6 protein-coding genes are annotated in these 7,991 nt (G+C 72.0%); all 6 read left to right on the top strand.

All coding sequences use genetic code 11. The features are described 5' to 3' along the window. The first annotated feature begins 11 nt into the window (after window positions 1–11). The 6 genes from ACIRD7_RS40945 (at window position 12) to ACIRD7_RS40970 (ending at window position 7,782) form a co-directional block, all read left to right on the top strand. Entirely contained in the window at window positions 12–1,487 is a 1,476-nt protein-coding gene (locus ACIRD7_RS40945) for a VCBS repeat-containing protein (RefSeq protein WP_403461187.1), read from the top strand. Window positions 1,488–1,616: 129 nt separating this feature from the next. Beyond that, complete coding sequence (locus ACIRD7_RS40950; protein WP_403461188.1) at window positions 1,617–3,029, top strand: FG-GAP repeat protein; 1,413 nt, start codon at window positions 1,617–1,619, stop codon at window positions 3,027–3,029. A 41-nt stretch (window positions 3,030–3,070) separates the two neighbouring features. After that, window positions 3,071–4,501, top strand: coding sequence for an FG-GAP repeat protein (locus ACIRD7_RS40955; protein ID WP_403461189.1), 1,431 nt, complete (start codon window positions 3,071–3,073; stop codon window positions 4,499–4,501). Between the two features lie 43 nt (window positions 4,502–4,544). Further along, entirely contained in the window at window positions 4,545–5,990 is a 1,446-nt protein-coding gene (locus ACIRD7_RS40960) for an FG-GAP and VCBS repeat-containing protein (protein WP_403461191.1), read from the top strand. 161 nt (window positions 5,991–6,151) lie between these two features. After that, window positions 6,152–7,123, top strand: a complete 972-nt coding sequence (locus ACIRD7_RS40965; protein WP_403461192.1) for a Yip1 family protein — start codon at window positions 6,152–6,154, stop codon at window positions 7,121–7,123. 245 nt (window positions 7,124–7,368) lie between these two features. Continuing rightward, on the top strand, window positions 7,369–7,782 hold the full coding sequence (locus tag ACIRD7_RS40970; protein WP_403461193.1) for an Imm10 family immunity protein: 414 nt from the start codon (window positions 7,369–7,371) through the stop codon (window positions 7,780–7,782). Window positions 7,783–7,991: the final 209 nt, after the last annotated feature.

The following is a 7,991-nucleotide window of genomic DNA, read 5'->3' on the forward strand; positions in this document are numbered from 1 at the left end:
GGAGAACCCGCATGCACAAGCACCACCTGCGACTCGCCCTCGCCACGGCCACCGCGGCCGCGCTGACGGGCGGTCTGCTCACCGTCGCCGCCTCGACGGCGACCGCCGCCGACTCGACCACCGTCCCGCACGCCGACTTCAACGGCGACGGCCGCGGCGACGTGGCCTTCTCCGCCGACGGCGCCTACGTCGGCGGCAAGAGTGACGCCGGCCAGCTCGTCGTCCTGTACGGCACCGCCACCGGCGTCTCGTCCGCCAAGCGCCACACCATCAGCCAGAACACCACCGGCACCCCCGGCACCGCCGAGGCCGGTGACCGCTTCGGCTACGACACCGCCTTCGCCGACTTCAACAACGACGGCTACGACGACATCGCCATCGGCGCGCAGGGCGAGGACGTCGGCAGCGACGTCGACGGCGGCGGCCTCGCGATCCTGTGGGGCTCCGCCTCCGGCATCACCGGCAACGGCGTCACGATCGCCGACCCGGCCCCCACCGCGCACGACCGCTGGGGCAAGAACCTCGCCGCCGGCGACTTCGACGGCGACGGCAAGGCCGACCTCGCCGTCGGCAGCAACAACTCCACCCTGTATGTCTTCAAGGGCGGCTTCTCGTCCTCCGGGATCCCCGGCGGCCGCTACACCATCAAGCCCCCGATCGTGGGCACGGAGCTGAGCGGCCCGCTGAACCTGACCGCCGGCGACGTCAACGGCGACAGCCGCACCGACCTCGTCGTCGACGGCTACGAGAACCAGACCGAGTACGGCTGGAACCGGAACTACTACATCCCCGGCTCCTCCAGCGGCCTGAGCACGGCCGGCATCAAGACCGTCAAGCCCGGCGTGATCACCGCGATCGGCGACATCGACAACGACGGCTTCGGCGACATCGTCAGCGGCGCCGCGTGGAACGCCGTCGCGGAAGACGGGACCCCGGTCCCGGACTCCGCCAAGGGCGGCAAGGTCTGGGTGACGTACGGCACGGCGAGCGGACCCGGTACGGCCACCGGCATCACCCAGGACACCGGCAACGTCCCCGGCGCCTCCGAGACCAACGACTGGTTCGGCTACGAGCTCGACCTCGGTGACGTCAACGGCGACAACTACCTCGACCTCGCCATCGGCGTCGCGGGCGAGAACATCGGCAGCGCCGTGAACACCGGAGCCGTCACCGTCCTCTACGGCGGGGCGAGCGGCCTGAACACCGCCTCGGGCGCCCAGTCCTTCGCGCAGTCCACCGCCGGCGTCCCCGGCAACGACGAGAACGACGACATGTTCGGCATCGACCTCAAGCTGGACGACGTCACCGGCGACGGCAAGGCCGACCTGATCGTCGGCTCCGCCGAGAACGACGGCAACGGCGGGGTCACCTACCTGCCCTCCAACGGCTCGAAGATCACCACCACCGGCTCCCTTTCCATCGCCCCGAGCACCTCGGGCGTCTCGACGACGGGTTCGCCGTACTTCGGCGCCAACTTCGCCGACTGAGCCACCGCAGAACCCCACCGGCCGGGCCCGTGCCTCCACGGGCCCGGCCCGGCCCCTGACACACGGGGCGACCGGGCCCGCCCCCACCGGGCAGCGGACTCGCCCCCTCCTCCCAGGAGCGACTCCACCTTGCGCAAGCGCCCCCTTCTCCTCGCCGCCGCCCTCACCACCGGTCTGCTCGCCGCCGGCCCGGCCACGACCGCCTCGGCCGCACCCTCCGGGCTCGCCGGCGACTTCAACGGCGACGGCTACCGCGATGTCGCGGTGAGCGCCATGTGCACCACCGTCGGCTCCGCGTCCTGCGCCGGCGCCGTCGTCGTGCTGTACGGCTCCTCGTCCGGTGTGTCCGCCACCCGCAAGGCCGTGATCACGCAGAACTCCACCGGCGTGCCCGGCACCGCCGAGGCGGGCGACCTGTTCGGCTCCTCGCTCGCCGCCGCCGACCTCGACCGCGACGGCTACTCCGACCTCGTCGTCGGCTCCTCCGGCGAGAGCATCGGCGACCGCGAGGGCGTCGGTTCCGGCACCGTCCTGTGGGGCTCCGCGTCGGGCCTGTCCGGCGGCAAGGGCCTGCCGCAGCCGTCCACGCTCGCCGAGTACGGCGGCTTCTCGCACGGCGCCGCGACCGGTGACTTCGACGGCGACGGCGACATGGACGTCACGCTCACCGGGCAGAGCCACACCCGCCTGTACCTCGGCCCGTTCACCCGCACGGGCGGCCCGCTCAGCCACTACGGCGTCGGCGAGATCGGCTCCACCTTCGAGGTGATCGCGGGCGACATGAGCGGCGACCACGCGGCCGAGCGCGTGTACCCCTTCTCGGTGGACGGCGACGCCGGCGGGCAGATCGACTACTACCGCTGGACCGGCGGCGGCTACAAGTTCACCGAGCTGCCGAACGCGGACGGCTTCGCGGGCTCCATCGCCGACATCAACCGCGACGGCTACGGCGACCTCGTCCTCGGCGACTCCTCGGACCCCAGCAGCGACAAGCCCGGCGGCCACAAGGGCGGCCAGATCACCGTCTGGTACGGCGGTCCGAACGGCCCCGACCCCGCGCAGCAGCCCACCGTCGTCCACCAGGACAGCACGAACGTGCCCGGCTCCGGCGAGACCGGCGACGGCTTCGGCATGGCCCTGAGCACCGGCGACATCAACGGCGACGGATACGCCGACGTCGCCGTCGCGGCCCCCGGCGAGGACATCGACGCGGCCCGGGACGCGGGCTCGGTCACCGTGCTGTACGGCTCGGCGTCCGGTCTGCAGACCTCGGGCTCGAAGTCGTACACGCAGAACACCGCGGGCGTGCCCGGCGGCGCCGAGTCCGGGGACAACTTCGGCTCCGCGGTCGACCTCACCGACATCACCAAGGACGGCAAGGCCGACCTGATCATCGGCGTCGACGGCGAGAACGGCTCCGGCGGCGTGTGGACCCTGCGCGGCACCTCCACCGGCCCGACCACGAGCGGCGCCCAGGGCCTGACCGCCGCCGCCGTCTCCCTGCAGTCGACCTACTACTTCGGCTCGGCGATCGCCCAGTGACGCGCCGCCGCCCCTCAGCCCGCTTCCCCAAGGACTCCACCATGCGCAAGCGCACCCTTCTGCTCGCGGCCACGCTCACCACGGGCCTGCTGACCGCGCTCCCGGCCACCACGGCCTCCGCCGCCCCCTCCGGCCTGGCCGGCGACATCAACGGCGACGGCTACCGCGACACCGTCATCACCGCGCCCCTCGCCAAGGTCGCCGGCAAGAGCAACGCCGGCTACGTCGCCGTCGTCTACGGCAGCGCGAGCGGCCCGAACACCGGCAACCGGCAGATCATCAGCCAGGACACCGCCGGAATCCCCGGCGTCCCGGAGAGCGGCGACACCTTCGGCGACCGCGTCACCACCGGCGACCTGGACCACGACGGCTACACCGACGTCGTCGTCGGCGTGCACGCCGAGGAGATCGGCTCGACCGGCGACACCGGCGTCCTGACCGTGCTGTGGGGCGGCGCGACCGGCATCACGTCCGGCACGGACATCACCACGCTCCCCGAGTACCGCAACGAGCTGGGCTGGTCCGTGGCCACCGGCGACTTCGACGGCGACGGCGACACCGACCTCGCGGCGGCGAACAACGCCTCCCCCGGCCTGCACGTCTTCGACGGCCCCATCACCCGCACCGGCAGGGCGGAGCAACTCGGCGGCATCGACACCTCCGCGGAGACCGGCATCAACACCGACCAGATCGTCGCGGGTGACGTCACCGGCGACGGCAAGTCGGACCTGCTGGTCATGGGTCAGGAGGAGATCAGCGGCGGCTACCGCACCCGCAGCGTCCTGTACAAGGGAACGGCGGTCGACCTCACGCCGTCGAGCAAGGTCGCGGGCGGCTACGCGGCGGTCATCGCCGACGTGAACAAGGACGGCTACGGCGACATCGTCACCGGCAACTTCATGGAGAAGTCGACCGACGAGCCCAACGGCGGCTTCGGCGGCGCGGTCACCGTCACCTACGGCGCCTCGAGCGGCCTGAGCACCCGCACCCCGGTCCGCTTCACCCAGGACACCACGGGCGTGCCGGGCGCGTCCGAGCGGAACGACGCCTTCGGCTGGAGCCTCGACGCCGGTGACACCAACGGCGACGGCTACACCGACATCGCGGTCGGCGTGGCCAACGAGGACCTCGGCACGAAGCGGGACGCCGGCTCCGTCGTGATCCTGCGCGGCTCGGCAGCCGGCCTGACCGGCACCGGCTCCAAGGCCTTCTCGCAGGACACCGAGGGTGTCCCGGGCACCGCCGAGTCCTACGACTACTTCGGCCACTCGGTGCTGCTCACCGACGCCAGCAAGGACGGCCGCGCGGAGCTGGTCGCCGGCGCCCGAGCCGAGAACGACGGCGCCGGCTCCGTCTCGACCCTGCGCGGCAGCTCCTCCGGCATCACGGCCACGGGCGCCAAGACCTTCGGCAGCGCGACGGTGGGCGGCCCGTCGGGCCTGGCGTACTTCGGCGACGTACTGGCGGGCTGACCCGCCACCCACCCCCACCACCCCACGTCAGGAGGAACCCCACATGCCCCGGCACCACCGGACCCGCGACCGCCTCCACTCCCTCGCCCTCGCCACGGCCACCGTCGCCGCCACCCTGACGGCCGCCCCGCTGCTCACCGCGGCGCCGGCGGCCGCGGCCCCCGCCAAGTACGCCGACGACTTCAACGGCGACGGCTACCGCGACCTCGCCACCGCCGCCCCCTACACCCCGGTCGGCGGCAAGCGGGACGCGGGCGCGGTCGTCGTCAACTACGGCTCCGCGAACGGCATCAGCGCCGCCCGCCGCACGGTCATCACCCAGAACACGGCCGGCATACCCGGCACCGCCGAGCAGGGCGACGAGTTCGGCCAGTCCCTCGCCTCCGGCGACCTGAACCGGGACGGCTACGCCGACCTCGTGATCGCCTCCGAGGGCGAGAACGCCGGCGCCGGCGCCGTCGTGATCGTCTGGGGCGCCAGGACCGGCCTCTCCGGCGGCCAGGTCGTCCCCGACCCGGCCCCCTCCGACCACGACGAGTACGGCCTGTCCCTGGCCGTCGGCGACTTCAGCGGGGACGGCAGGGCCGACCTCGCCGTCGGCAGCACCGGCAGCGACATCTGGATCCACAAGGGCGGCTTCCTCAAGGCCTCCGGCGCCGCGTCCCGCTACAAGCTCGCCACCGACCTGTACTCCGGCATCATCGACGGCGCCCAGGGCCTCGCCTGCGGCGATGTGAACGGCGACGGCATCGCCGACCTGGTCGTCAGCGGCCAGCAGGCGGAGACGTACGAGAACGGCACCTTCGTCTACCTGGGCTCCGCCGCCGGCCTCACCCGCCACACGTTCCTCAAGAACGGCGCCTACGAGCTGGCGGCAGTCGGCGACCTCAACGGCGACGGCTACGCCGACATCGTCGCGTCGACGTACGGCGACGACGGCGTGACCAGCCTCGGCGGCGTCGTCAGGGCCTACCTCGGCGGCGCGAACGGCGTGCGCACGTCGCCGCAGGCCACGATCACCCAGGACACCCCCGGCGTCCCGGGCTCGGACGAGGAGAGCGACTGGTTCGGCAACGCCCTGTCCCTCGCCGACATCAACCGCGACGGCTACGCGGACCTGGCCGTGGGCACGATCCACGAGACCATCGGCACCGCCAAGATCGCCGGCAGCGTCACGGTGCTGCGCGGCTCGGCCGCGGGCCTGACCGCGACCGGCGCCCAGTCCTTCACCCAGAACACCGCCGGCATCCCCGGCACCGCCGAGTCCGCCGACCGCTTCGGCGCCTCGGTACGCCTCTCCGACCTGAACGGCGACGGCAGGGCCGACCTGTCCGTCGGCGCGGACGGCGAGAACCACCCGGCGGGCGCGATCTACAGCCTGCGCGGCGCGGCGTCTGGCGTGACCACGAGCAAGGCGACCAGCTTCGGCCCGGGCTCACTGGGACTGCCGTCGGGGTACCTGCGACTGGGCCAGGTCATGCTGGGCTGAGGTGCCACACCGTTTCGGGTCCCCCGTACGGCCCAACCCTGACGGACCACCCGGAGGGGGGCGGCCGGACCCCCTAAGGGATGTCACAGGTCGGCCGCAAAGCCGGGCCCTGACCGCAGGGCCCGGCACGCGATTCTCCGGGACCAGGTACGTTCGAAGACGTGGCTGGATTCAGGATCGGACGGGGCAGCCGGAACAACGGCACCCCGCAAACGCGCCCCCAACAACCTCCGTACGGGCAGCAGGCGCCCCAGGGACCGTCGTACGGCTATCCTCCGCCGCCGCAGCAGCCGTACGGCGGCTCGCGCGGCGGCGCGGGCGGCTGGCCGCAGGCCAACGGCGGCGGCAGCCAAGGCGGTTACGGCGGTCATGGCCACGGTGGTCCCGGTGGTCACGGTGGTCACGGTGGTCCCGCCGGTCACGGTGAACCGGAGTACTTCGGCGACGGCGGCTACCCGCAGGGCCCGGCCGGCGGGGCCGACCCGTACGCGGCCAACAATCCCGGCCACACCCAGGCGTTCTCCGTAGGCGAGGACCCCTACAACCAGGGCCACACCTACCAGGCGGGCGCGGCCCCGGCCGGCCCGATCGGCCCCCGCCTGCACTGGAAGGCCCTGCTGCGCGGGATCGTCCTCTCCCCCACGCAGACGTTCCTCCAGATGCGGGACTACTCGATGTGGGGTCCCGCCCTCATCGTGACGTTCCTCTACGGCCTGCTGGCCGTCTTCGGCTTCGACACCGCACGCGAGGACGCGATCAACGCGACCCTCTCCAACGCGGTCCCGATCGTCCTCGTGACGGCCGTCGCGATCGTCCTGTCGTCCTTCGTCCTGGGCGTGGTCACCCACACCCTCGCCCGCCAGCTCGGCGGCGACGGCGCCTGGCAGCCCACGGTCGGCCTCTCGATGCTGATCATGTCCCTGACGGACGCTCCCCGCCTGATCTTCGCCATGTTCGCCGGCGGCGACGCAACCCTCGTCCAGGCCCTCGGCTGGGCCACCTGGGTCGCGGGCGGCGCCCTGCTCACCCTGATGGTCTCCAAGTCCCACGACCTGCCATGGCCGAAGGCGCTGGGCGCGAGCGCGATCCAGCTGGTGGCGTTGCTGTCGATCGTGAAGCTCGGGACGTTCTAGAACGCACCGGTACGGGAACTGAGGAAGGGCCCCCGGCGGACGGCCGGGGGCCCTTCTTGTCCCACGCGGGCGTGTCAGAGACGGACCCGCGGGCGTCTAGGCGTCGAGGACCTGGCCGGCGCGCCGGACGACGGGGGGCTCGACGCTCCAGGGACGGTTGACCGTATGAGGGTCGTAGCCCACGGTAAACAGCCACAGATCAGCCGGGTGTGGGGATGCTTTCTGCCTGCTGATAGAACACGGCCATGACCTACAGGTTCGTTGCGCGCGCAGCCGGAGCGGAGATCGACCTCGACTACGACTGCTGCATAGAGGCAGCCATCGCAGAGGGAGAAGACGGCAGTGGCTTCTTCATGCTGTTCCAGTGCAGCAGCGATGAACCGGACGAGCAGGACGTTTCCCTGGGCTTCGACACACACTGCGTGGTCACCCCCGACCAGGGAACGGCGTACGGGTGCGTACGGTCGGTCGAGCTGACCGGAAACGTTTTGCGCGTCTCCCTGGACCCTGCGGCACTGCCCGCGCTGGACCTGGAGGACGCGGAGATCGAGGCGGTCCTGGAGGCGCCGGCCGAAGACATCGCCCGCTTCCGCGAGGTGCTTCCTCAGGTCCTGGCCTACGGCCGTGAGGACGCGCTGCCGGCTCGCGTCACCGTGTGAACCGCGAACAGCGAAAGGGCCCGGCACCAGTTTAAGTTCTAGTGGTCGTTGCAACACCCCAGCTCAAGGGGTGCGATGGACTTCGAGGTCCGAGCGGACCGACGGCCGCAGGGACGTAAGAAGCTGGCCCGCGAGCGAGCTGAGTACCTTCGGCTCGTGGATCTTGGAATGGGCAGTTCGGAGGCCTGCCGGATCGTCGGCGTCAACGA

Origin of the sequence: Streptomyces sp. NPDC093568 (assembly GCF_044764945.1) — a bacterium.
Taxonomy (GTDB): Bacteria; Actinomycetota; Actinomycetes; order Streptomycetales; family Streptomycetaceae; genus Streptomyces.